General features: G+C 68.5%; 24 protein-coding genes and 1 riboswitch. Of the genes, 21 read left to right on the top strand and 3 right to left on the bottom strand.

Annotated features, from left to right (window positions below):
* Positions 1-174 precede the first annotated feature (174 nt).
* The 8 genes from FNM00_RS01185 (at position 175) to groL (ending at position 6471) form a co-directional block, all read left to right on the top strand.
* Positions 175-468: a DUF3263 domain-containing protein gene (locus FNM00_RS01185; protein WP_143911185.1), complete on the top strand. Its 294-nt coding sequence runs from the start codon at positions 175-177 to the stop codon at positions 466-468.
* A 38-nt stretch (positions 469-506) separates the two neighbouring features.
* Complete coding sequence (locus tag FNM00_RS01190; RefSeq protein WP_143911186.1) at positions 507-1097, top strand: LytR C-terminal domain-containing protein; 591 nt, start codon at positions 507-509, stop codon at positions 1095-1097.
* Positions 1098-1198: 101 nt separating this feature from the next.
* Positions 1199-2017 carry a trehalose-phosphatase gene (otsB, locus tag FNM00_RS01195; protein ID WP_143911187.1) on the top strand — a complete coding sequence of 273 codons (819 nt, stop codon included), beginning with the start codon at positions 1199-1201 and terminating at the stop codon, positions 2015-2017.
* Positions 2018-2094: 77 nt separating this feature from the next.
* Positions 2095-2207, top strand: a riboswitch (SAM riboswitch).
* 8 nt (positions 2208-2215) lie between these two features.
* Positions 2216-3478: a threonine synthase gene (gene thrC, locus FNM00_RS01200; protein WP_425456786.1), complete on the top strand. Its 1263-nt coding sequence runs from the start codon at positions 2216-2218 to the stop codon at positions 3476-3478.
* 31 nt (positions 3479-3509) lie between these two features.
* A complete protein-coding gene (locus tag FNM00_RS01205; protein ID WP_143911189.1) occupies positions 3510-3788 on the top strand; it encodes a ubiquitin-like small modifier protein 1 in 279 nt (92 codons plus the stop codon).
* A 446-nt stretch (positions 3789-4234) separates the two neighbouring features.
* On the top strand, positions 4235-4438 hold the full coding sequence (locus FNM00_RS01210) for a cold-shock protein (RefSeq protein ID WP_143911190.1): 204 nt from the start codon (positions 4235-4237) through the stop codon (positions 4436-4438).
* A gap of 48 nt (positions 4439-4486) precedes the next feature.
* Complete coding sequence (locus FNM00_RS01215) at positions 4487-4672, top strand: hypothetical protein (protein WP_143911191.1); 186 nt, start codon at positions 4487-4489, stop codon at positions 4670-4672.
* 167 nt (positions 4673-4839) lie between these two features.
* Positions 4840-6471: a chaperonin GroEL gene (groL, locus tag FNM00_RS01220; RefSeq protein ID WP_143911192.1), complete on the top strand. Its 1632-nt coding sequence runs from the start codon at positions 4840-4842 to the stop codon at positions 6469-6471.
* A 233-nt stretch (positions 6472-6704) separates the two neighbouring features.
* On the opposite strand, the gene FNM00_RS01225 is transcribed toward groL, so the two are convergent.
* Positions 6705-7271 carry an ROK family protein gene (locus FNM00_RS01225; protein ID WP_342778528.1) on the bottom strand — a complete coding sequence of 189 codons (567 nt, stop codon included), beginning with the start codon at positions 7269-7271 and terminating at the stop codon, positions 6705-6707.
* A 142-nt stretch (positions 7272-7413) separates the two neighbouring features.
* Here FNM00_RS01225 and FNM00_RS01230 point away from each other — a divergent pair, with 142 nt between their 5' ends.
* Both FNM00_RS01230 and FNM00_RS01235 read left to right on the top strand, forming a co-directional pair.
* Positions 7414-7854, top strand: a complete 441-nt coding sequence (locus FNM00_RS01230; protein ID WP_143911194.1) for a hypothetical protein — start codon at positions 7414-7416, stop codon at positions 7852-7854.
* Positions 7855-7862: 8 nt separating this feature from the next.
* Positions 7863-8495: a M23 family metallopeptidase gene (locus FNM00_RS01235; protein ID WP_143911195.1), complete on the top strand. Its 633-nt coding sequence runs from the start codon at positions 7863-7865 to the stop codon at positions 8493-8495.
* 15 nt (positions 8496-8510) lie between these two features.
* On the opposite strand, the gene FNM00_RS01240 is transcribed toward FNM00_RS01235, so the two are convergent.
* Both FNM00_RS01240 and FNM00_RS01245 read right to left on the bottom strand, forming a co-directional pair.
* On the bottom strand, positions 8511-9386 hold the full coding sequence (locus FNM00_RS01240) for a diacylglycerol/lipid kinase family protein (protein ID WP_143911196.1): 876 nt from the start codon (positions 9384-9386) through the stop codon (positions 8511-8513).
* A 1-nt stretch (position 9387) separates the two neighbouring features.
* Positions 9388-11034 carry an FAD-binding oxidoreductase gene (locus tag FNM00_RS01245; protein WP_143911197.1) on the bottom strand — a complete coding sequence of 549 codons (1647 nt, stop codon included), beginning with the start codon at positions 11032-11034 and terminating at the stop codon, positions 9388-9390.
* 15 nt (positions 11035-11049) lie between these two features.
* Here FNM00_RS01245 and FNM00_RS01250 point away from each other — a divergent pair, with 15 nt between their 5' ends.
* From FNM00_RS01250 to FNM00_RS01300, 11 genes are all read left to right on the top strand, one after another.
* On the top strand, positions 11050-11703 hold the full coding sequence (locus FNM00_RS01250) for a TetR/AcrR family transcriptional regulator (RefSeq protein ID WP_143911198.1): 654 nt from the start codon (positions 11050-11052) through the stop codon (positions 11701-11703).
* Positions 11700-13214 carry a glycerol-3-phosphate dehydrogenase/oxidase gene (locus FNM00_RS01255; RefSeq protein ID WP_143911199.1) on the top strand — a complete coding sequence of 505 codons (1515 nt, stop codon included), beginning with the start codon at positions 11700-11702 and terminating at the stop codon, positions 13212-13214. The genes FNM00_RS01250 and FNM00_RS01255 overlap by 4 nt, the downstream gene beginning before the upstream one ends.
* A 12-nt stretch (positions 13215-13226) precedes the next feature.
* Entirely contained in the window at positions 13227-13940 is a 714-nt protein-coding gene (locus FNM00_RS01260; protein WP_143911200.1) for an acyltransferase, read from the top strand.
* A 205-nt stretch (positions 13941-14145) separates the two neighbouring features.
* Complete coding sequence (locus FNM00_RS01265) at positions 14146-15057, top strand: MetQ/NlpA family ABC transporter substrate-binding protein (protein WP_143911201.1); 912 nt, start codon at positions 14146-14148, stop codon at positions 15055-15057.
* Positions 15058-15066: 9 nt separating this feature from the next.
* Positions 15067-16089: a methionine ABC transporter ATP-binding protein gene (locus tag FNM00_RS01270; protein WP_143911202.1), complete on the top strand. Its 1023-nt coding sequence runs from the start codon at positions 15067-15069 to the stop codon at positions 16087-16089.
* Entirely contained in the window at positions 16089-16748 is a 660-nt protein-coding gene (locus FNM00_RS01275) for a methionine ABC transporter permease (protein WP_143911203.1), read from the top strand. The genes FNM00_RS01270 and FNM00_RS01275 overlap by 1 nt, the downstream gene beginning before the upstream one ends.
* 40 nt (positions 16749-16788) lie before the next feature.
* Positions 16789-17166 (top strand): hypothetical protein, encoded by a 378-nt coding sequence (locus FNM00_RS01280; protein ID WP_143911204.1) that lies wholly within the window; start codon positions 16789-16791, stop codon positions 17164-17166.
* Between the two features lie 66 nt (positions 17167-17232).
* The gene (locus FNM00_RS01285) at positions 17233-18825 is read left to right on the top strand and encodes an AMP-binding protein (RefSeq protein WP_143911205.1); all 1593 of its coding nucleotides are present in this window, start codon (positions 17233-17235) and stop codon (positions 18823-18825) included.
* Between the two features lie 53 nt (positions 18826-18878).
* Positions 18879-19331, top strand: a complete 453-nt coding sequence (locus tag FNM00_RS01290; protein WP_246065021.1) for a type II toxin-antitoxin system PemK/MazF family toxin — start codon at positions 18879-18881, stop codon at positions 19329-19331.
* Between the two features lie 45 nt (positions 19332-19376).
* Entirely contained in the window at positions 19377-20387 is a 1011-nt protein-coding gene (locus FNM00_RS01295) for a YihY/virulence factor BrkB family protein (protein WP_143911207.1), read from the top strand.
* A gap of 42 nt (positions 20388-20429) precedes the next feature.
* The gene (locus FNM00_RS01300; protein ID WP_143911208.1) at positions 20430-20822 is read left to right on the top strand and encodes a cold-shock protein; all 393 of its coding nucleotides are present in this window, start codon (positions 20430-20432) and stop codon (positions 20820-20822) included.
* Positions 20823-20857 lie beyond the last annotated feature (35 nt).

The following is a 20857-nucleotide window of genomic DNA, read 5'->3' on the forward strand; positions in this document are numbered from 1 at the left end:
GGGGGGGTGGGGGTCGGACCCCCCCCCGGGGGCGCCCTCGGGTGGGGTCCCCCCCCCCGCCACCCGAGGGGCGTGCGGAACAACTCACCTCCCACGCGTCAGGATGATCTCCGTGCTTCGGCGAGGTTCCCGGGTATATGACATCGATGTGATTCATGTCGTAGGATCGATCTCATGAGCGCTGTGGAGAAGGTCCATCACCCGGGTGAGCCGGGCAGCTCCCTCACTGATCGCGACCGGGAGGTGCTCGAGCTCGAGCGTTACTGGTGGCAGTACGCGGGCGCCAAGGAACAGGCGATCCGCGAGAAGTTCGACATGTCGGCGACACGCTACTACCAGATGTTGAACGCGCTCATCGATACCGAGGAGGCGCTCGCCTTCGACCCGCTGCTGGTCAAGCGGTTGCGCCGGCTGCGCGCTGAGCGTCAGCGGCGGCGTTCGGCCCGGCGCCTCGGCTTCGACGTCTGACCGGTCGTGAGCCAGCGCTTCCGTCGGCCGGTCTCACGATGAGCGAATCGGAACCGGAAACCCCCGCGCCCTCGGGTCCTCAGCATCGTCATGCGGCGCGTTCACGGCTGCTGTCCATCGTCGCGATGACGGTCCTGGCCGTCGCCACCGGCGTGCTGGTCGCCTTCGCGCTGCAGGGCGGCGGAGGGGACGACGACCGTGTCCAGCCCCCGAATCTCGCTGATGCGGCGGCCTCGGAGCCCACGCCTGAACCCGAGCCGGAGCCGACCGAGGACGCCGAGCCGGAACCGGAACCGGAACCCGAGCCAGAACCGGAACCCGAGCCGGAACCCGAGCCGGATCCCGAGCCGGTACCGCCGGCGCGCACCCTGGGCGTCATGGTGCTCAATGCGACGAATGTCACCGGCCTTGCCGCTCGTACAACGGGCCAGGTCTCGGGTGCGGGATGGAACGTGGTCGGGTCGGGCAATGCCCGCGGCAGCTATCCCGCCGACACGATCTATTACCCCGCCGGCGGGTACGACCAGGCGCAGCTCCTCGCCGCCGACCTCGGTGTCGGGAGGCTCATGCCGAACCTCCCGGACATGCCGAGCAATCGACTGACGGTGGTCCTGAGCTCGGCTCGCTGACGTCCCGGCATACTTCTCGGCATGACCGAGCGAAGCGAGGGAGCAGTGGGGTTGTCATGCCGGTGCATGCCTATCGTTGTGGTTCTCTGGCAGGCGGCGGCATGACCGAGCGAAGCGAGGGGACGATGGGGCTGGATCTGCCCGCGGCAGTGACCGATGAGCCGGGTTCGGTCCTGCTCGGGCTCGACTTCGACGGCACGCTGGCGCCGATCGTCGACGATCCGACGAGAGCCGACATCCATCCTGAGTCGCTGACGGCCTTGCGCCGGCTCGGTCGGCTGCTCGGACAGGTGGCGATCATCACGGGCCGACCTCTGGACCAGGTGCGCCGACTCGGGCGGTTCGAGGACGGATCGGGTCTGGAGCACCTGGTGATCTGCGGCCAGTATGGAGCCGAGCGCTGGGACGCGTCGACGAACGAGATCACGCGTCCGCCGCGACCGGAGTCGATCGTGGAACTCGAGCGTCGGCTGCCCGGATGGCTGGCCGCGCACGCGGCGCAGGCTGTGCGGATCGAGGACAAGGGACTGGCCCTCGCTCTGCACACCCGAGGGGTGGCGCCGGGGCTCCTCGACGATCTCGCCCCGGATCTCGCCGAGCTGGCCTCCGAGCTGGGGCTCATGGTGGAGCCGGGACGCCAGGTGATCGAGCTGCGCACGCCGGGCACCGACAAGGGCGAAGCGCTCGCCGCCCTGGCTGCCGGAGGCTCGTTCGCGAGCGTGGTCTATATCGGCGACGATCTGGGCGATCTGCCGGCTTTCGATGCGGTGGACACGCTGCGTGCGGAGGGTCTCTTCGGTCTGCTGGCCGTCTCGGCGTCGACCGAGCAGCAGGCTCTCGTGCCGCGTGCGGATCTCGTCCTCGACGGTCCGGACGGGGTCGCCGAGTGGCTCACCGCATTGGCCGACGCGATCGATTGATCTCACGATATGGGCGCTCGTCTCTATATATGAGATTCGCGTTTCGCGTCGCCGGTCCCGCTCATTAGGCTGCTCACAACTCATCGAGAGGGGCAGAGGGATACGGCCCGACGAAGCCCCAGCAACCAGCCGATCATGCGGCCAGGTGCTACGTCCGTCCTCGCCGAGAGCCGGCCAGGAGAGATGAAGGAGTGCTTCGTGAGCCTGACCCTGGAATCCACCACCCTGCGTGCCGGCGCGTTCGGCAACGCCACCTGTCTGAAGTGCCGGGAATGCGGCACGACCCGGGAGCTGGGTCCGTACTACGCGTGCTTCGAGTGCTTCGGCCCGCTCGAGGTCGGTTACGAGTTCGGCACGGTGACGCGTGAGCAGATCGAGGACGGGCCCAGCAATATCTGGCGATACAAGGCGTTGCTGCCGGTGCCGGAGGACATCGAGTCCAGCCCCAATCTCGAGCCCGGTTTCACCCGGCTGCTCGATGCGCGCAATCTCGCTGGAGAGCTGGGGCTGACGAAGCTCTGGGTCAAGGACGACAGCACCAATCCCACCAACTCCTTCAAGGACCGGGTCGTGGCCTGCGCGCTGAGCGCCGCCCGTGAGCTCGGCAGCCGCGTCTTCGCCTGCCCGTCGACCGGCAACCTCGCCAATGCGGTCGCGGCCGCGGGCGCCCGGGCCGGTATCCCGACCGTCGTGTTCATCCCGAGCAACCTGGAGACCCCGAAGCAGGTCAACTCCGCGGTGTTCACGGAGAATCTCGTGGCGGTCGACGGCACCTACGACGATGTCAACAAGCTCGCCAGTGAGATCGCCGGCGAGGACCCGGGTTGGGCCTTCGTGAATGTCAATGTCCGGCCGTTCTATGCCGAGGGCTCCAAGACGCTGGGCTATGAGATCGCCGAGCAGCTCGGCTGGCGGCTCCCCGATCAGGTCGTGATCCCGGTCGCCTCAGGCTCGCAGCTGACCAAGGTGCACAAGGCCTTCACCGAGCTGATCGAGCTGGGTCTCGTCGAGGACAAGCCCTACACGATCTTCGGCGCGCAGGCGGAGGGCTGCTCGCCGGTGGCGACCGCCTTCGCCGACGGGGTGGACGCGATCCGCCCGGTCAAGCCCGACACGATCGCCAAGTCGCTCGCCATCGGCAATCCGGCCGACGGTATTTACGTGCTCGACATCGCCCGGCAGACCGGCGGCAGCGTCGAGCAGGTGAGCGACGATCAGATCCGTGAGGCGATCGTGCTGCTCGCGCGCACCGAGGGGATCTTCACCGAGACGGCCGGCGGCACCACCGTGGCGGTGCTGAAGAAGCTCGTGGAGACGGGGCAGTTGGACCCGGAGGCCGAGACCGTCGTCATCAACACCGGTCACGGGCTCAAGACGCTCGATGCCGTCAGCGATGCGGTGGGCCCGCGGGCCACGATCGCCCCGACCTACGACGCCTTCACCGCTGCCGGCATCGCCTGAGACCGCACACCCCGTATCCGAGGAGTTCCGCATGACCGTGTCCGTTCGTATCCCCACCATCCTGCGCACCTACACCGGTGACGAGTCCCAGGTGAACGCCGACGGCGCCACGCTCGCCGAGGTGCTGGAGTCGCTGGAGACGTCGTACCCGGGGATCAAGGCGCGCATCGTCGACGAGGACGGCAAGCTGCGTCGCTTCGTCAATGTGTACGTCGCCGAGGAGGATGTCCGCTTCGCGGACGGCCTCGACACCCCCACCCCCGACACCACCCAGATCTCCATCATCCCCGCTGTAGCCGGAGGCTGTTGAGCTGTCGTAAGGCGAACGAGGGGCGAAGCCCCGCTGTAGCGGGAGGCTGTTGAGCTGTCGTAAGGCGAATGAGGGGCGAAGTCCCGCTGTAGCGGGAGGCTGTTGAGCTGTCGCAAGGCGAATGAGGGGCGAAGCCCCGCTGTTGCCCGAGGCTGCGTTCTCGGTGGTTGAGTAGCACGAGGGGCGTAGCCGCGCTGGAGCGAAACCACCCACCCAAGCGTGGTCTCGATACGCTGCTCGTTCCTCCCCCGCAAGCGGGAGGTTCCTCGCCGCTACTCGGGAACCGGAACGGGGTGTAGCGAGCTGGTCTCGATGCGGTCAGCACCGCCCTGTGTCCGCCCAGCGAGAACGAACATATGGGGCATGGCGCGTGGCGAGGGCACGGCGTTACGCTGAATCGCACGGGGTCCAGACGGGGCCCAGAGCTACAGCAAGGTGGGAAGCTCATGGTGCAGGGCACCGTCAAGTGGTTCAATCCCGAGAAGGGATACGGCTTCATCGAGGTCGATGGACACGATGACGTGTTCGTCCACTGGTCGAAGATCGCCGTCGAGGGATTCAAGACTCTCGACGACGGCCAGTCCGTGGAGTTCGAGGTCATCGACGGGCCCAAGGGCCGTGAGGCCCAGGGCGTCTCGCCGACCGTCTGATTCTGCGGCGCACCGGACGTCGGGGCGACAGGCCACTAGGCTGTCCGCATGGACGACGAGTGGATCGGTATCGGCGCGATCGTCGGGCTGTTGCTCGGGTCGGTCGGATTCCTCGCCTTGGACAGCCCCTGGTGGCTGCTGATCGGTCCGGTGGTCGGATTGGCCATCGTCCTCATCTTCGGTCCTCGCCGTTCGGTCGATGACACGCAGGACCACGAACACGACTCTCGCTGACCTGCGTTGCGCCACGTTGATTAGCACTCGTATAGTGAGAGTGCTAGTTATGGATCGGTCCGATGAGGCCGGTTGTGGCGTCGAGAAGGGTTCGGCGTCGACGCCGGTCGTCCGTCGCGGGCATCGCCCGGTCTGCCCTATCAACCTGTGTGGGAGATACGCACACCATGGCTAAGTCCATTGCATTCAACGAGGAAGCGCGCCGCGGCCTCGAGCGGGGCATGAACCAGCTCGCCGACGCCGTCAAGGTGACGCTTGGCCCCAAGGGCCGCAACGTCGTGCTGGAGAAGAAGTGGGGCGCCCCCACGATCACCAACGACGGTGTGTCCATCGCCAAGGAGATCGAGCTCGAGGACGCGTACGAGAAGATCGGCGCCGAGCTCGTCAAGGAAGTTGCCAAGAAGACCGACGATGTCGCCGGTGACGGCACCACGACGGCCACCGTGCTCGCCCAGGCGCTCGTGCGCGAGGGTCTGCGCAATGTGGCCGCCGGTGCCAACCCGATGAGCCTCAAGAAGGGCATCGAGACCGCCGTCGAGGCCATCATCGAGCAGTTGCACGATATGGCCAAGGACATCGAGACGACCGAGCAGATCGCCTCGACCGCCTCGATCTCCGCCGCTGATTCCACTGTCGGCACGATCATCGCCGAGGCGATGGACAAGGTCGGCAAGGAAGGCGTCATCACCGTCGAGGAGAGCAACACCTTCGGCCTCGAGCTCGAGCTCACCGAGGGCATGCGCTTCGACAAGGGTCACCTGTCGGGCTACTTCGTCACCGATCCTGAGCGTCAGGAGACGGTGCTGGAGGATCCCTACATCCTCATCGTCAACAGCAAGATCAGCTCCGTGAAGGACATGGTTCCGGTCCTGGAGAAGGTTATGCAGTCGGGCAAGCCGCTCGCGATCATCGCCGAGGACGTCGAGGGCGAGGCCCTGGCCACCCTCGTGGTCAACAAGATGCGCGGCACGTTCAAGTCGGTCGCCATCAAGGCCCCCGGCTTCGGCGACCGCCGCAAGGCCATGCTCGCCGATATCGCCATCCTCACCGGTGGCGAGGTCATCAGCGAGGAGGTCGGTCTCAAGCTGGAGAACGCCGACCTGAGCCTGCTCGGCACCGCTCGCAAGATCGTCACCACCAAGGACGAGACCACCATCGTCGAGGGTGGCGGCGACCAGGAGCAGATCAACGGCCGGGTGGCCCAGATCAAGGCCGAGATCGAGAACAGCGACTCGGACTACGACCGTGAGAAGCTCCAGGAGCGTCTCGCCAAGCTGGCCGGCGGCGTGGCCGTCATCAAGGTCGGCGCGGCCACCGAGGTCGAGCTCAAGGAGCGCAAGCACCGCATCGAGGACGCCGTTCGCAATGCGAAGGCGGCCGTCGAGGAGGGCATCGTCGCCGGTGGCGGCGTGGCGCTCGTCCAGGCCACGGCCGCAGCATTCGAGAAGCTGTCGCTCGAGGGCGACGAGTCGACCGGTGCCGCGATCGTGCGCTCGGCTGCCTCGGCTCCGCTGAAGCAGATCGCGATCAACGCCGGCCTCGAAGGTGGCGTCGTGGCGGAGAAGGTGGCGGGCCTATCGGCCGGTCACGGTCTCAACGCGGCCACCGGCGAGTACGTCGACATGATCGCCGAGGGCATCCTCGACCCGGCCAAGGTCACGCGCTCGGCGCTGCAGAACGCGGCCAGCATCGCGGCCCTGTTCCTCACCACCGAGGCCGTCGTCGCCGACAAGCCGGAGCCCGTTCCGGCCGGCGGTGGCGCCCCGGACATGGGTGACATGGGCGGCATGGGCTTCTGATCCCGCCGTTCCACCACGAAGGCCCCCGGCATCGCCGGGGGCCTTCGTCGTTCCCGGCGTCTGGACTCCACACCGCCACCAGGCGGTAGCGGTAGCTGGTCAGCGTTACGCATCCGGTGGCGGTAGTCCAGCAACGTCATCGAGGCCGGATAGCGTTGCTGGGATACCTCCACCGGGGAGATAGCGTTGCTGAGATACCGCCACCGGGGAGGCGAGCCGGCTCCGGTGCGCCGTCAGACGTCGAGGGCGTCGAGCGCGGCGAGGACCGCTCCAGCCGCACACGACTGGTCGCCGAGCGTGGCGCGGGCGACGTGCGTGCGCTGAGCGATGGGTTCGAGCGCGTGTCGCCGCAGGCCGTCGCGCAGCCCATCGAGGAGCAGCTCACCCGCCTCGGCCAGGTCGCCGCCGACGACGATCAGCTCCGGGCCGACGATCTGCGCGAGCGTCGCGGCGGCCCGGCCGAGGTGACGGCCGGCGTCCTCGATGAGGCGGCGCGCGCCGAGGTCGCCGTCGAGGGCTCGTGACACGAACTCGTGGACGGTGAGATCGGTCGCGAAGGTGCTGAACTGCTCGACGAGCGAGGCGCCCCCGGCGTAGGCCTCGAGGCAGCCGCGGCTGCCGCACCGGCACAGCGGTCCGTCCTCGTCCATCGTCAGGTGGCCGAGCTCTCCGGCGGTGCCGAGGCCGCCGTGGAAGACCTGGCCGTCGAGTACGAGACCGGCGCCGATGCCCGAGGACACCTTGAGGTAGGCCATCGTCCGCACCTCGCCCCCCGCCGTGCGTGAACTCCGCGAGGGCACCGAGATCGGTCTGCGCCCGGAGCGCGTGAACCTTAGGCTGACGAAATGGCAGCACGTCGTCCGCCTCGTTGGGTGTCCTGGTTCGTGTTGGTCTTCTGGGTCTGGTTGGGTTTCGCTGGCATCGTCGCGGCAGTGCTGGGCGATGGACCGTTCGACGTCTCACTGGTTCTCGTGGTTGCCGTCGTGGCGATTCCTGCGAGGCCGGTCTGAGCAGGGGCCGCAGATCGCGATGATGTTCGCCCTGCTCGGCCAGGTGGCGATCCAGGGGGTCCTCATCGATCCTCCCCTCCGGCGGTGGCTCCTCGGCGGGATGTTCGTGCTGGTGATGTTCTCCCTGTTCTCGGAACTCCGCCGCCAAAGGGGTCGGCCCATCGCGATCGATCGATGGATCGATACGCATGTCTCGCCGCGTCAGCTGACCTATGCGACCTTCGCCTTCGTGGCGATCGGGACCGTCGCGATCGGGGTGTGGGCGTTCATCGCCTATGGTGCCGTCATGGCGTCCCCAACGGTCTTCATGCTGGCGATGCTCGCGATCGCCTTCTGGGTCGCGTTGCGTCAGCTGGCGCGCCAGGGCGACTAGTGGGTCGCATGTCCGAGTCCGTCGATCTGGCCTACCCCTTCACCGGGCGTTGGCTCGTCCAGAACAGCCCGGCGAACCGGTTTCCCAGCCACGGCACCCATCTCTTCGCCACGGCCTATGCCATCGATTTCGTGCCGATGACGGACGCCGACCGAACCGCACCGATCACGTTCGGCTCCCTCGTGAGGCCGGAGCCCGCCGAGGGCTTCCCTGGCTTCGGGCGACCGATCTTGTCTCCCCTGGAGGGCGTCGTCGTCGCCGCCCACGACAGCGAGCCCGACCATCGCGCCTACCGTGGACTGCCGTCGATCCGTTACGCCCTGACCCAGCGGAGGCGCGCAGGGACGGGGTGGGTGGCGCTCGCCGGGAATCATGTCTTGATCGAGGGTCGCGGCATCGTCGTCGCGCTGTGTCATCTGCAACAGGGCAGCAGCGAGGTGTCGGTCGGCCAACGGGTGCGGTCCGGCGATGTGCTCGGCCGCTGCGGAAACTCCGGCAACAGCACCGAACCCCATGTCCACGTCCAGGCTATCGACAGCCGCGATATCGATCGTGCGAAGGCCGTGCCTCTCACCTTCGACGGGGAGCTGCCGGCCAATGGCGAGATCGTCCACGTGAGCGTGCCCGACGAGCGAGGTTGAGAGACGACGGCCGGGTCAGGGGACGAGGATGCGCAGGGCGCCGGGGCGGCAGCGCAGGGTCACCTCGCGGTCGGCGAGCTCGTCGCCATCGGCGCCGAAGGGCACATCGCGCTCCGCCCGGATCAGCACCTCTCGGGCGGTCCGCACCGTGACCTCGGGCCGGTCGACGTGTGCGCCGTGCTTCGCCTCCCTCATGAACGATGCGAGGCGCAGCAGTGAGGCGCTGCCATCGACGGTCAGCAGATGGATCAGGCCGTCGTCCAGGGTCGCGCTCGGAACGATGTGCAGGCCATGCCCATAGCGCCCTGAGTTGCCGGCGACCACCATCATCAGGTGCTCCGCGGTCGTCACGCCGTCGAGTGTCAGCTCGAAGGAGGCCGGCCGCCAGCGCAGGGCTGCCAGCACGGGCGCGAGCCGGTACAGCAGCAGCGCCGGCACGCGACGATGACGGTTGATGATGCGGGTCGACAGGGCGTCGATGCCCGCGTACACATTGCCCGGCACGATCACGCCATCGGCATCGAGCACGTCGATCGCCCGGATGTGCCCGTCGAGCAGCACCCGCGCGAGCGCCTCCGGCGCGTGGGGGAGTCCGAGGCCGAGCGCAAGATCATTGCCACGTCCGGCCGGCACGATGCCGAGCACACCGTCGCCGGCCACCACCCCGCCGGCGACGTCACGGACCAGCCCGTCCCCGCCGACCGCCACCACGGTGCGTCCCTCCACGGACAACTGCTCGGCACGCTCCCTGGCCTGATCGGCGCTGCGTGTCGGCTCCATCGCGACGTCGGCGCCACCCGCCCGCAAGGCCACGGCGACAGGCTCCCACCGTTCCACGCTGGCGCCAGCGGACCCCGAGATCGGGTTCAGCAATGCGGTGAAGGCGGTCATCTCAGTGTCCGGCTCGCGGCAACAGGATCCCCGGGTTCACGACACCCGAGGGGTCGAGGGTCTGCTTGATCGCCTGGAGCGCCTCGACCGCGAGCGTCCCGAGCTGCTCGGTGTAGACGCCCTGATGATCCACGCCGATCCCGTGGTGATGGCTCGGCGCCGCCCCGATGCGCAGGAGCGTCTCGTTCACGGCGGTCTTGGCGACGGCCCACTGGGCCACCGGGTCCTCGGTCTGCGCCGCCGCCACCGTGAAGTAGAGCGAGGCCCCGGTCTCGTAGACGTGGGAGATGTGGCACATGGGGATGCAGGGCGTGCCCTGGTCGCCGAGCGCGGTGGTGAGTGCCGTGTTCACCGCATCGCGGACCTCGGTGAGGCGCGACCAGAAGGTCGCCGTCTCGAGGGTCTCGATCAGGACGCCGTTCTCCAACAGCGGATCGCGTAGATAGGGGGCATTGAAGCGACCCTCGCGCCACGCCTCACCCGGAGCGGTCCCGAGCTCTTCGCCGCCGAGATCGCGCAGGATCGTCGTGACGGCCTCTCGGCGTGCGGCGACATCGGCCGCCGTGCCCTCGAAGCCCACGATCGCCAGGCAGCCGCCGGGATTCTCCTCCAGCGACTCGTTCGGGTCGGCGAGATTGACCAGCGTCTCGATCTCATCGGAGAGCCGGAGCACCGTCGGGCGAGGCCCGTCCTGTGCGAGCCGCCGCAGCGCCGCGGCCCCGGCGCCGAAGTCCGCGAACCGCCAGCCCTCGAAGACTCGTGTCTCGGGCAGGGGCCGCACGCGCACCCGCACCCGCGTGATGACACCGAAGGCGCCTTCGGAGCCCAGGATGATCTGCCGCCAGTCCGGGCCCGCTGCGGACCGGGGAGCGTTGCCGATCTCGATGGTTCCGCGCGGTGTGACGAGGGTGAGCCCGACGACCATCTCGTCGAAGCGGCCGTAACCCGCCGACGACTGGCCGGCCGACCGCGCCGCCGCGTAGCCGCCGATGGTGGCCCCGGCGTAGGACTGTGGGAAGTGCCCGATCGTGAAGCCGTGCTCGGCCGCGAGCTCCTCGGCGCGCGGGCCGCGCGTGCCGGCCTCGAAGGTGAGGATCCGGGACTCCGCGTCGACATCGAGGAGTCGATCGAGAGCCGCGAGATCGAGGGCGATCACGCCGGCGAAGCCGCCACGCTCGGCGGTCAGCCCGCCTACCACGGACGTGCCGCCGCCGAAGGGGACGACGGCGACCCGCTGTTCGCCGCACCAGCGCAGTACCGACTCCACCCCGGCCTCGTCCGCGGGGCGAACGACGGCGTCGGGGGCATCGACGAGGGCATTGCCGCGCAGCCGTAGGAGATCCGGCGTCGACCAGCCGTTCGCGTGTGCCGTGCGATCGTCGTGCTCGGTGCTCACCGACCCGTCCCCGACGGCTTCGCGGAGGGTGTCGAGCAACTCTGCGGTGAGACCGGTGTCCGGGAGGACCAGTTCGCCGAGAGGCGTCGGAGGCCGCTCGGACGTGGTGATGCCCACCAGGCCGAGGGCTCCGGTGATCCGCTCGCTCAGCGTGACGAAGTGCGAGGGATCGCCCCACCGATACGGGTGGAAGTCCACGACGGGGAGGTCGGTCTCGTCGACGGGACGAGGTCCGGGGGTGACGTCGGTCATGCTAGTATTAAACACATGACCGCAGATCGTTTCAACTCCTCGGAGTCGGCCCTGCACCTGGTGCGGTCCCGTCCCGCTGCTGAGACGGCCGCCTCGATCGACTCGCACCGCATCCTCGACGCCGCGCTCGAGTTGATCGTCGAGGAGGGTCTCCCACGGACGACGATGACCGCCATCGCCCGACGGGCAGGGGTGGCCCGCGCAACCCTCTACCGGCGCTGGGAGAACGTCACGAGCATCGCGGCCGATGTGTCCACCCGTGAATGGAACCGGCTGACCGAGCGCGCCGCCGACCGGTCGGTGGGCTCCACGCGTGAGCGGGTGGTGGCGACCGTCGTCGGCATCGTCGGAGAGATGCGCTCCCACCCGCTGTTGCGCGCCATCGTGGAGGAATCGCCGGAGTTCCTCACGCCTTACCAGGTACGCCGCCCCGGCCAGGTGTCCGCCTTCCATCTCGCGATCATCGAGGACGCACTGCGCCAGGGCGCCGCCGACGGATCGGTGCGGTCCGGCGACCCGGCCGTGCAGGCTCAGGCGGTGCTGCTGATGAGCTGGTCCTTCGTCATCACCGCGCCCGCGATCCTCGAGGTGCCCGATGCGGTCGGCCCGCAGCTGGACGCCTTGGACGCTGAGCTCGCCCTCGCCCTCGACCGGTACCTCGCCCCATGACCACGGCCCGATCCTCATCGCTCAATGCGGCCCGGCGTTCGCGCGAGCTGGATGAGGTCGCCGGGGGAACGGTCGACCTCGTCGTCATCGGCGGCGGCGTGACCGGTGCGGGTGTGGCGCTCGACGCCGCCACGCGAGGGCTCTCGGTCGTGCTGCTCGAGGCCCACGACCTCGCCTTCGGCACCAGCCGCTGGAGCTCCAAGCTCGTGCACGGAGGCCTGCGCTATCTCGGCACCGGCAATGTCGATGTCGCCTATGAGAGCGCGATCGAACGGCATCACCTGATGACCACGATCGCCCCGCATCTCATCCGGCCGCTGCCGAATGTCTTCCCCGAGCTCCCGTCGATGGACCGGAAGCACGCGGCCCTGGTGCGGGCCGGGCACTGGGGAGGCGATGCGTTGCGTCGAGCGGCCCGGACCTCCGCCTCGCTGCTGCCACGACCCGATCGCATCGACGCGGAGGCGGTCGAGCGCTACGCGCCCTCCGTGCGTCGTGAGGGGCTGCGCGGTGGGCTGCGCTTCTGGGACGGCCAACTCGTCGACGACGCGCGCCTCGTCGTCGCGATCGCCCGCACCGCCGCGTACTACGGCGCCCGTGTGCTGACCCGGTGCCGTGTCCTCTCGGCGTCGGGCACGGGGGTACGGGTGCGCGACGAACTGAACGGATCGGAGTTCGATCTCTCGGCGCGGGCGGTCGTCAACGCCGCTGGGGTGTGGGCCGGCACCCTGGCCGACGACATCTCGCTGCGACCGAGCCGCGGCACCCACCTGGTGATGTCGCAGCGGACCTTCGGTGGACTCTCCGCCTCGCTCATGGTGCCGATCCCGGGATCGACGACGCGATTCGTCTTCGCGCTGCCGGCGCCCCTCGGCCGGGTCTACGTGGGGTTGACCGACGAGGACGCTCCGGGCCCGATCCCGGATGTGCCCCGCGCGTCCGACGACGAGATCGACTTCCTGCTCGACACCATCGGCTTGGCGCTGGAGCGTCCCGTGACCCGCGACGACCTGCTCGGCACGTTCTCGGGGCTGCGTCCGCTGCTCGACGCGGGAGAAGCGAGCAGCGCCGACGTCTCCCGGCGCCATGTCGTCCAGCGGGGCTCCGATGGCGTGACCACGGTCGTCGGCGGCAAGCTGACCACCTACCGCCGGATGGCCCAGGACGCGGTCGACCTCGCGGCCCGACCTGCCGGGCTCTCGGCAGGTCCGTGCGTCACTCGCCGCGTTCCCCTCGTCGGTGCGGGGCCGGAGCGCGATCCGCGTGCCTCGGATGAGCTCCTGCGTCGCTTCGGCAGCGAGGCCGGGGCCGTCCTCGACTCGTCTCCCGGTCTCGACGAGCCGATCGCCGAGGGTCTCGACGTGAGCCGGGCCGAGCTGCGCTTCGCGGTCCGTCACGAGGGAGCGTCGACCGTCGACGACCTACTCGACCGGCGCACCCGGATCGGGCTGGTGGCGGCCGATCGTGCCCGTGCGGAGGACGCGGCGCGCGAGGCGCTCGACGAGAGCTGAGATGATGCCGCGGTGGACGACTCGCTGACCGCCGACCACCGCGAGCGCCTCCGGGCGGCGGGCGTGGAGGCCTCCCGGGTGGACTCGCTCGTCGTGCGCCGGGTCGCCGACGGGCTGCCGCCGTGGTGGCACGATCTCGACAATGCGCTCTACCTCGCGCCTGGGGCCAGATTGCCCGAATCGGTGCTCAGCCAGCTCATGCTGATTCCGATGCGCCGGGCCCTGGTGGTGGTCGGCGGGCCGATGGACCATCTCGTCTCCCTGCTGCTCGGCGGGGACGACGCCACCGTCTTCCTCGACGAGCGCGTCGTCCTGACGGCGGGGGAGGTGTACTGCGGGGCGGGTTCGTCGATCGTGCTGCACGGACCGGTGCTCGCGACCCGCTGCGCGGTGATCGACGCGCGCAACGGCGGCAGCATCGTGGCCGCCGGTGACCAGCTGTGGGCCTCGAATGTCTACCTGGCGACGGATGACATGCACCGGCTGGCCGATCGTGCGACCGGCGAGCGGCTCAACCCCTTCGGAGCATCGATCCGTCTCGGCGAGCACGTGTGGCTGTGCCGCGACGCGGTGGTGAGTGGTCACGTCGAGATCGGCGAGGGCGCGTGCGTGGCGATGCGCGCGGTAGTGCGCAACCAGAAGGTGCCGGCGCACAGCGTCGTCGGCGGCGTCCCCGCGCGGGTGCTGCGCGATGACGTGCGCTGGGACTACGACGACGTACCCTGAGCGAGCCTGCCGCGGGCGGTGTGTGATCCCGCAGATGATCGCTTTGGGTGTGGGATAGCTCACCGCCGGCGGAGCGGCCGTCTCATTAGATGAGATCGGTAGGCCGACCCGGCGCGGCATTCGTACGGTCGATGTCTGGCCGCACCACGAGTGCGGCCATCTTCTCCACCCCCGCCGGCCACGAGCCGGGTACGAAAGGACGTCCATGTCGGACCAGAACCTCATCGAAGCGCCCAAGAAGCGCACCGGCCTCATCATCGCGATCGTCGTGGTGGTCCTCGCCCTCATCGCGGCCGGTGTCTTCGCCCTGACCCGCGGCGGTGACGAGGACACGGTGCGGATCGGCGTCGTTGGCGCGAGCGACCCGTACTGGGAGACCTACAAGGAGGCCGCCGCCGACGAGGGCATCGACGTCGAGATCGTCGACTTCGCCGAGTACACGCAGCCCAACCCCGCTCTGGCGGCCGGCGACCTGGATCTCAACCAGTTCCAGCACATCGTCTACCTCGCCGACTACAACGTGAACAACGACGAGGACCTCGTGCCGATCGGCACCACAGCGATCTACCCCCTCGGCCTGTACTCGCTGGAGTACGGCGACGTCGAGGAGATCCCCGACGGCGAGACCGTCGCCGTGCCCAATGACGCCACCAACCAGGCCCGCGCCCTGGTGCTCCTGCAGTCCGCCGGCCTCATCGAGCTGACCGACGGCGGCACGGCCTTCTCCGACCTCGCCGATGTCGACACCGCCGCCTCGCGGGTCGAGGTGACGGCGCTCAACGCCGAGATCACCGCAGCCTCGCTGCAGGACGTCGCCGCTGCCGTCATCAACAACGACTTCGTCGAGAACGCCGGCCTGAGCTTCGACGACGCGATCTACGAGGACAGCGCCGACGACCCGGACGCGCTCCCGTACGTCAACATCTTCGTCGCACGCGCCGAGGACGAGGACAACGAGACCTATGCCAAGCTCGTCGAGATCTACCAGGACAGCCAGGATGTGCTCGACGGCGTCCAGGACGTCTCGGGTGGCACCGCGGAGTTCGTCAAGACGCCGATCGACGAGCTCAAGTCGACGCTGGCCGATGCCGAGCAGGACGTCCGCGACAACCAGTAAGGTCGCCACGTGGCCCTCATCGAGTTGCGGGATGTCGCCAAGGCGTACCCGCCCAGGCGCCGAGGAGGTGACCCCGTCCATGCGGTGGACGGGGTCACCCTCGACGTGGCCGAAGGAGAGATCCTCGGCATCGTCGGATACTCCGGCGCCGGCAAGTCCACCCTCGCTCGGCTGATCAACGCCCTCGAGCCGGCCACCTCCGGCTCGGTGGTGGTCGCCGGACAGGACCTCACCACCCTCCGCGAGAGCGAGCTGCAGAAGGTCCGCCGCACGATCGGCATGATCTTCCAGCAGTTCAACCTGTTCCACTCGCGCACGGTCTGGGGCAATATCGCCTATCCGCTCAAGGTCGCGGGGATCTCGGCGACCGAACAGCAGGAGCGGATCTCCGAGCTGTTGCACTTCGTCGGCCTGGCCGACAAAGCGCACCAGTATCCCGAGCAGCTGTCCGGCGGCCAGAAGCAGCGTGTCGGCGTGGCCCGCGCGCTCGCCTCGTCCCCGCGCATCCTGCTGGCCGATGAGGCCACCAGCGCACTCGACCCGGAGACCACCCAAGGCGTCGTCGATCTGCTGCGCCGCGTCAATGCCGAGTTCGGCATCACGATCGTCGTCATCACGCACGAGATGGAGGTCGTCAAGAACCTCGCCGACCGGGTCGCGGTGATGGAGGACGGCAAGGTCGTCGAGTCCGGCACCACGTTCGACCTCTTCGCTCGCCCCGCGCACGAGGTCACCCGCCGCTTCGTCAACACGGTGGTCGACGACATGCCTCCGGCGAGTGTCGTGGAGGAACTGCGCAAGCGGCACCCCGGACGCCTCGTGACGCTCGGATTCCGCGAGGACTCGGCTTCCCAGTCGCAGGTCTTCGGGGCCTTCGGCGAGGCGGGCGTCGGTTTCGAGCTGGTCTACGGCGGGATGGAAGAGGTGCAGGGCAAGACCTTCGGCAACCTCACCGTCGAGCTCACCGGAGGCCGCGTCGATGAGGCCGTTCGTGTCGTGTCCGGGCTCGTCGAGGTCAGGGAGGTGCGCTGATGGATCGCGTGATCGAGCTGCGCGGGCTGATCGGCACCGCCACCATCGAGACGATCGTCCTCTCGGCGGTCGGCCTGACGATCGGCGGACTGCTGGGCCTCACGATCGGCACGGCACTGTATGTGACGCGCAGGGGCGGCCTGATGGCCAACACCCCGGTCAACGTCGTCCTGAACGTGCTGGTCAACTTCTTCCGCCCCATTCCCTTCATCCTGCTGGCGATCGGTCTGCAGGGCCTCGTCCGCGAGCTGTTCGGCACCGGCATCGGCAATACCGCCGCGATGCCGATCGTGGTCTTCGCGGCGACCTTCGGCATCGCCCGCATCGTCGAACAGAACCTCGTCTCGGTGTCCCCGGGCGTGTTGGAGGCGGCCCGTTCGATGGGGGCGAGTCGGTTGCGGGTGATCTTCACGGTCCTGCTGCCCGAGGCCTTCGGGCCGCTGATCCTCGGCTTCACCTTCGCCTTCATCGCGATCGTCGACATGATCGCGGTCGTCGGCGTGATCGGCGCCGGCGGCCTCGGCAACTTCGCCCTGCAGTACGGCTACCGGCAGTTCAACCCCTGGGTGACCTGGACGGCCATCCTCATCGTCATCGTGATCGTGCAGATCGGGCAGTTCGCGGGCAATGCCGCCGCCCGCAAGGTGCTGCGTCGCTGAGTGTCCCGGCGGGCCCGGTTGACGTGGTTCAATGGCGCACGTGAACGAGCCGATCCCTGCCCAGCCGGACATGCCGCAGATCTCCATCGGCGATATCGGTGTATCGCCACAGAGCGTCTTCCTGCCCACCGGCGCCTTCCCGATCGCGGGCACCACGTGGCAGATCGCCGACTACTCACGCAGCGAGGAGAGAATCCCGGCGTGGGCGATCGTCTGCGCCATCGTCTTCTTCCTGTTCTGCCTGCTGGGGCTGTTGTTCCTCCTCGTCAAGGAACGCACGACGACCGGCTATGTCCAGGTCACGGTCTCGGGGCCCGGGTTCGCGCACACCGCCACGATCCCGGCCGGCTCGCCGCAGACCGCGCCGATGGTGACCCAGCAGGTCAACTGGGCGAGAGGGCTGGCCGCGCGGACCTGATCGGTGCCATAGCGCGGAGTGACGACCCCCTCTACCCGGGGGTAACTTGTTGTTACACTCCCAGGCATGAACGATCTGGCCTACACGGCGAAGGTGGCTCACCGCATCGGCCTGCTGGGATTGGGTAATCCGCTGCGGCTCGCGAGGGCCGGCATGCATCTGGTCAAGTGGGGGCCGGCACTACCGTCCGGCCTGAACGCGGCCGCCGCCCGGTTCCCTGAGCAGACCGCGATCATCGACGACGCGGGGGAGATCACGTACCGCGACCTCGTCGCCGAGGTCAACCGCGTGACCGCCGCGCTCAAGGAGCGTGGCCTCCAGCCGGGCGACTCCATCGCGATCCTGTCGCGCAACCACCGGTGGATGGTCATCGCACTCGTGGCGATCATGCAGCTCGGTGGGCGCATCCTGTTGCTGAATACGATGGCCAGCCGCTCCCAGCTCACCGACCTCGCCGAGCGCGAGGGGGCCGAGCTGATGATCGTCGACCAGGAGTTCCTCGAGGTCCTCGCCGACGTGCCGCGCGAGAAGATCGTCCTCGGCTGGGCCGATGCCGACGCCCCCGAGGATCTCACCACGCTGAGCGACCTCGCCGACGGCCAGCCGGCCGACGGTCACCGCAAGCCCGCCAAGCACGGCCAGATCGTCATCTTCACCTCGGGCACCACTGGCCTGCCCAAGGGCGCCCGGCGCGAGGAGCCCAAGGACCTCAAGCCGCTGCTCGCCTTCTTCGGCTCCATCCCGTATCGCGCGAACTCCACTGTGGTGGTCGCGGCGCCGCTGTTCCACTCGTGGGGACTGTTGAACTTCAGCTTCGGGCTGACCACCGCGCCCACCTACGTCCTGCGACGCAAGTTCGTGCCTGAACGGGTCATCGAGGACATCGACCGTTACCGCGCGAAGGTGCTCGTCGTGGTCCCGCTCATGATGCAGCGGATGGTCGACGCCGACCCGGACGTCATCGCGCGCACCGACGTATCCAGCCTCGAGATCACCGCCACCAGCGGCAGTGCGCTCGCCGGCGACCTCGCCCTGCACTTCATGGACACCTTCACCGACTCGATCTACAACTTCTACGGCGCCACTGAGACCGGCTGGGTCACCATCGCCTCGCCGAAAGACCTGCGCACTGCCCCGGGAACCGCCGGCAGCATCCCGTGGCGCACCACCGTCAAGATCCTCGACTCCGACGGCCGCGAGGTGCCACAAGGGGAGACCGGGGTCATCCACGTCGGCAACGACATGCCCTTCGGCGGCTATACCGACGGGAACACCAAGACCTTCGCCGACGGGCTCATGAACACCGGCGACCTCGGCTACTTCGACGAGAACGAGCTGCTCTTCGTCGCCGGACGCGACGACGACATGATCATCTCCGGTGGCGAGAACGTCTTCCCCCGCGAGCTCGAGGACGCCCTCATCGAGCATGAGGCCGTGCGCGATGTCGTCGTCACCGGCGTCGACGACGAGAAGTGGGGTCAGCGGCTCGCCGCCTTCGTCGTCCTACACGACGGCTCGGAGGCCTCGGAGCCGGACCTGGTCGAGTACGCGCGGGCGCAGGTCGCCAAGTTCGCGGTGCCCAAGAACGTGGTCTTCCTCGACGAGCTGCCTCGCAACCCCACCGGCAAGGTCATGAAGCGCGAGCTGCCGAGGATCTAGCGTCACGGGTGAGCCTGCGTGCACGCGCCCGGGCGTGTCGATACGGTGTCTGCGTGGTGATCCGAGCGCTCGTCGACACGTTGCTCGCGCGCCGGCAACGCCGCACGCGCGCCGCCGGGGGGCTCCGTGTCGAGTACGCGCCGCGCCGCGACGGCCGCCCGGACCCGGGCGAGATCGTATGGACCTGGGTGCCCTATGAGGACGATCCCACCCAGGGCAAGGACCGTCCCGTGCTCATCATCGGCCGCGACGGGGCCGACCGGCTCTACGGCCTCCAGCTCACCTCCAAGGACCACGACCGCGATGCGGCCCAGGAGGCCCGCGCGGGACGGCTCTGGGTCGACATCGGAGCCGGGGACTGGGACCGGGAGCGCCGCCCCAGCGAGGTCCGGATCAATCGGCTCCTCGAGATCGATCCTCGTTCGGTCCGGCGCGAGGGCGCCGTCCTCGATCGGGCACGCTTCGACACCGTGATCGCCGCCGCGCGACCTTATCTGCGGACATGAGCGAGCGAGCATGAGCGAGCGCCAGCGAGTGAACGGTCGAGGTGTATGAGCGTCATCGACACCGTCGACCGGTTTCAACGCCGGCATCGCGTCCTCGGCTTCCCCCTGGCCGTGATCTACAAGTTCTTCGACGACCAGGGGCCGTATCTCGCGGCGATCATCACCTACTACGCCTTCATCGCGATCTTCCCGGTGCTGCTCATCGCCACCTCGGTCCTCGGATTCTTCCTGCAGAACGACCCGGATCTGCAGCAGCAGCTACTCGACACCGTGCTGGCGCAGTTCCCCATCGTCGGTGACCAGCTCGGCCGCCCGGACGGCTTCTCGGGGAGCACCTCGGCGATCGTGGTGGGTGTGCTCGCGGCCACCTACGGCGCCATGGGTCTCGGCCTGTCGGTGCAGAATGCCGGCAATGTCGCCTGGGCCGTGCCGCGCAACTCGCGCCCCAATCCGATCCTCCTGCGCCTGCGCTCCCTCATCATCATGGCGATCGCCGGCTTCGGGATCCTGATGGTCGCGATCGGGACGTCTCTTCTGCAGGATCCCTCCGCCATCGGGCTGAGCTCCGTACCGGACTTGGGGATCCTCATCCGCTTGATCGGCTTCATCATGACCGGGGCGATGTTCATCGCGCTGTTCCTGCTCATCAGCCTCGGCCGCGCGACCTTCGGATCCGTGTTGCCCGGGGCCGTCTTCTGCGCGCTGTCCTGGCAGGGGCTGCAATACGGCGGCGACGTCTATGTCCGGCACATCATCGTCCGGGCGAGCGCGATGAACCAGACCTTCGCGCTCGTGCTCGGGCTCATCGCCTTCCTGTTCATCGCCGCGCTGATCGTCATCATCGGGCTGGAGATCAACGTCGTCCTGCGCCGGCGGCTCTATCCGCGCGCCCTGTTGACGCCGTTCACGGACAATGTCCGGCTCGGGCCGGGCGACATCCGCGCCTATACGAGCTATGCGCGGATGCAGCGGCACAAGGGCTTCGAGACCATCAACGTGGAGTTCTCGCCAGAGGAGGAGCCCGCGCAGGGCTCGGAAGGGGAGTCCTCCCACTAGACTGGAGATTCCTGGCCCGACACGAACGAAGGACGAGAAGGTATGCCGACCGGCAAGGTGAAGTGGTACGACGCCGACAAGGGATTCGGCTTCCTCAGCCGCGACGGCGGCGAGGACGTCTACGTACGTGCCGACGCGCTTCCCGAGGGCGTGGAGTCGCTCAAGTCCGGCACGCGCGTCGAGTTCGGCATCGTCCAGGGCCGTCGCGGCGATCAGGCCCTCCAGGTGCGGCTGCTGGACCCGGTGACCTCGGTACGCCGGTCGCAGGCGCAGGCCCGGCGCAAGCCGCCGGAGGACATGGTCGTCATCGTCGAGGACCTCATCGGTCTGCTCGACAGCCTGGGCGAGGGGTACCGGCACAATCGCCACCCCGAGGGCAAGCAGGCCAAGGTCACCGCGCAGCTACTGCGACGCCTCGCCGACGAACTCGACTGACCCGCCCTGGAGTCTGAGCCCTCCATCAGGAAGAA

The sequence above is a fragment of the Aeromicrobium piscarium genome, assembly GCF_007421815.1.
Taxonomy (GTDB): Bacteria; Actinomycetota; Actinomycetes; order Propionibacteriales; family Nocardioidaceae; genus Aeromicrobium; species Aeromicrobium piscarium.

Coding starts and splice junctions, on each gene's coding strand:
- FNM00_RS01230 (WP_143911194.1), top strand. CDS start 7,414: ATGGACCGTTCGACGTCTCACTGGTTCTCGTGGTTGCCGTCGTGGCGA.
- FNM00_RS01185 (WP_143911185.1), top strand. CDS start 175: ATGAGCGCTGTGGAGAAGGTCCATCACCCGGGTGAGCCGGGCAGCTCC.
- FNM00_RS01240 (WP_143911196.1), bottom strand. CDS start 9,386: ATGACCGCCTTCACCGCATTGCTGAACCCGATCTCGGGGTCCGCTGGC.
- FNM00_RS01250 (WP_143911198.1), top strand. CDS start 11,050: ATGACCGCAGATCGTTTCAACTCCTCGGAGTCGGCCCTGCACCTGGTG.
- FNM00_RS01255 (WP_143911199.1), top strand. CDS start 11,700: ATGACCACGGCCCGATCCTCATCGCTCAATGCGGCCCGGCGTTCGCGC.
- FNM00_RS01265 (WP_143911201.1), top strand. CDS start 14,146: ATGTCGGACCAGAACCTCATCGAAGCGCCCAAGAAGCGCACCGGCCTC.
- FNM00_RS01215 (WP_143911191.1), top strand. CDS start 4,487: ATGGACGACGAGTGGATCGGTATCGGCGCGATCGTCGGGCTGTTGCTC.
- FNM00_RS01285 (WP_143911205.1), top strand. CDS start 17,233: ATGAACGATCTGGCCTACACGGCGAAGGTGGCTCACCGCATCGGCCTG.
- otsB (WP_143911187.1), top strand. CDS start 1,199: ATGACCGAGCGAAGCGAGGGGACGATGGGGCTGGATCTGCCCGCGGCA.
- FNM00_RS01245 (WP_143911197.1), bottom strand. CDS start 11,034: ATGACCGACGTCACCCCCGGACCTCGTCCCGTCGACGAGACCGACCTC.
- FNM00_RS01210 (WP_143911190.1), top strand. CDS start 4,235: ATGGTGCAGGGCACCGTCAAGTGGTTCAATCCCGAGAAGGGATACGGC.
- FNM00_RS01275 (WP_143911203.1), top strand. CDS start 16,089: ATGGATCGCGTGATCGAGCTGCGCGGGCTGATCGGCACCGCCACCATC.
- FNM00_RS01235 (WP_143911195.1), top strand. CDS start 7,863: ATGTCCGAGTCCGTCGATCTGGCCTACCCCTTCACCGGGCGTTGGCTC.
- FNM00_RS01295 (WP_143911207.1), top strand. CDS start 19,377: ATGAGCGTCATCGACACCGTCGACCGGTTTCAACGCCGGCATCGCGTC.
- FNM00_RS01190 (WP_143911186.1), top strand. CDS start 507: ATGAGCGAATCGGAACCGGAAACCCCCGCGCCCTCGGGTCCTCAGCAT.
- FNM00_RS01205 (WP_143911189.1), top strand. CDS start 3,510: ATGACCGTGTCCGTTCGTATCCCCACCATCCTGCGCACCTACACCGGT.
- FNM00_RS01300 (WP_143911208.1), top strand. CDS start 20,430: ATGCCGACCGGCAAGGTGAAGTGGTACGACGCCGACAAGGGATTCGGC.
- groL (WP_143911192.1), top strand. CDS start 4,840: ATGGCTAAGTCCATTGCATTCAACGAGGAAGCGCGCCGCGGCCTCGAG.